The organism is Photorhabdus viridis (genome assembly GCF_040256935.1).
In the GTDB taxonomy this organism is placed as follows: Bacteria; Pseudomonadota; Gammaproteobacteria; order Enterobacterales; family Enterobacteriaceae; genus Photorhabdus; species Photorhabdus viridis.
Genome location: NZ_JBEJZY010000132.1, coordinates 1 through 1,831, shown reverse-complemented (window position 1 = coordinate 1,831; position 1,831 = coordinate 1). Strand labels below are relative to the sequence as shown.

General features: G+C 39.5%; 4 protein-coding genes. 3 read left to right on the top strand and 1 reads right to left on the bottom strand.

Translation table 11 applies throughout. The annotated features are described in order from the left end of the window. Positions 1–654: Rpn family recombination-promoting nuclease/putative transposase (locus tag ABR397_RS22455; protein ID WP_350307652.1), on the bottom strand; the 654-nt coding region annotated here is incomplete at its 3' end. A 195-nt stretch (positions 655–849) separates the two neighbouring features. Here ABR397_RS22455 and ABR397_RS22450 point away from each other — a divergent pair. The 3 genes from ABR397_RS22450 to ABR397_RS22440 all read left to right on the top strand — a co-directional run. Beyond that, positions 850–1,182 (top strand): hemagglutinin, encoded by a 333-nt coding sequence (locus ABR397_RS22450; protein ID WP_350307651.1) that lies wholly within the window; start codon positions 850–852, stop codon positions 1,180–1,182. 9 nt (positions 1,183–1,191) lie between these two features. Continuing rightward, positions 1,192–1,545, top strand: a complete 354-nt coding sequence (locus tag ABR397_RS22445) for a DUF596 domain-containing protein (RefSeq protein WP_040154117.1) — start codon at positions 1,192–1,194, stop codon at positions 1,543–1,545. Beyond that, a partial coding sequence (locus ABR397_RS22440; protein WP_350307650.1) for a contact-dependent growth inhibition system immunity protein occupies positions 1,546–1,831 on the top strand: 286 nt, incomplete at its 3' end.

Genomic DNA, 1,831 nt, shown 5'->3' with positions numbered 1-1,831 from the left:
CTGTAATAAGTAGTTTAGCACGCTTTTTAGCTGTTCATCCGTATAGTAATCATACGTCAGCAGTATGACCAACTCTTGCAGTAACTCTGCCATATCTCGCTGCCGGATATGTTTTTGCACCATTTCCAGTAGCGCGACCCGTTTGTGCGTCAGGATTTCATCATCGGAGATGACCGTCACATCGACCAGCGGGAAGGGACCGGAATAGATTTCCTTCGCCAGGGCCGGATCATCGAAGCAGTCGAGCCAATTGGTACTCCAGGGATACGGCTGTATTTTCCCGTGATAAAACAACACCGGAATGACCAGCGGCAATTTTTCATGTCCCTGCTCCAGATGCCGTTGCATGGCTGAAATACCGTATCGCATCAGCCGGAATGCCATCATCTTGTCCGGGGAACTCTGGTGTTCGATCACGCAATACACATAACCTTCACCCCGCGCCGTTTTCAATGAATACAAAATGTCGGAATAATGCGCCCGTAGATTGTCTTCAATAAACGATCCTGATTCCAACCGCAGTGTATCCAGATCACAAACTGCCCGTAATTTAGCAGGCAAATGTATCTCCAGAAAATCTCTGGCCGTATCGATATGACTTAAAAACTTTTTAAAAACAGCGTCATGTGGCATTGGTGTCTTTTTTTTCTTCATCAGTGAATGGTAGCATACTTTCTTTTATATTGAAGGAATATTAAGCAAGAAACCGAGCTGACTGAGATGTCTTAAATTTTCTTTGACAAAAATGTTGATCATATCTCAGATATTTTTATTTTCTTCTTAAGCGAAATTTAGGTTAAAGAAGATGTTCTGAAGATTTTTGACCGTAATAATACCGAAAGTGACTTGATGGTTTTTGGGCAAAAATTTAAGCAAGTGTTAGGTGAAGGAGGTAGCAACAAAGCTGGTAATGTTAAAGTGTTTGCAACCGAAAAATTGACTGAGCAGAATATCCGCGCTTATGCAGAAAATTTAACGGGTGGAGTACCTTTCACAGAAATACCTAATAAACCTGGTCGTTATTATGTCAAGTTAGCAAACGGTAGTACCGTAAACTTGCGTAAGGTTTCAACCAGTGTAGATAGAACTAAAGCACACTGGACGATTGAAATTATTGGTGATGAGCAAATAGGAAAATTGCAAGATAAGGTTAAGAAACCTGTGAAAATAAAGTTTCAATAAGGCATTAATGTGTTATTTCATGATGATGAATATAAAGTATTTCGAGATGAGTTAGAAGGGAGTTCCCCGAGTACTATTTGGGGGGCTATGTGTGCAAATAACTTAAACAAAATTAACCTTTCTTTTGAAGAGAGAAAGAACTATTTTTTGGAATTTATTGAGCGGTTGTTAAAAGAAAACAAAATCAAACTTGCTAAAAACGGTGTGTTTTTGGAGGGTACCACCGACGAGCAATTGACGCATTTTCGGGTTGTTTTTCCTAAGACCGAAGAGGAATTATATTATGGTCTATGGTTCACATTTGAAGAATGTCCTGGAGGGATAGTTTGGGTTTCGGATGACGGTTCGTTGGATTGGACATAGTTGCAGGCTTTATCTGATAGTAGAACACTGACAATAGGAGAATGTGCCACTTTTTTCGATCTTGAAAGAAACAAAGAACAATATTCTGAATGGATAGCAATGTTGATGGAGCAATATGGTTATAAAACTAAACGAGTGTTATTCAAGAATATGAAAAGCTGTTCGATTCATGGTATTAATAGCCTAATAACCATGAGACCTAGCTACCACGAAAAGCTTGAAGCTTGGAGCGGTGATAGAATTAAAGAATCTGATTATGTTGTTCTTCCGATAGATAGTTCTTCGG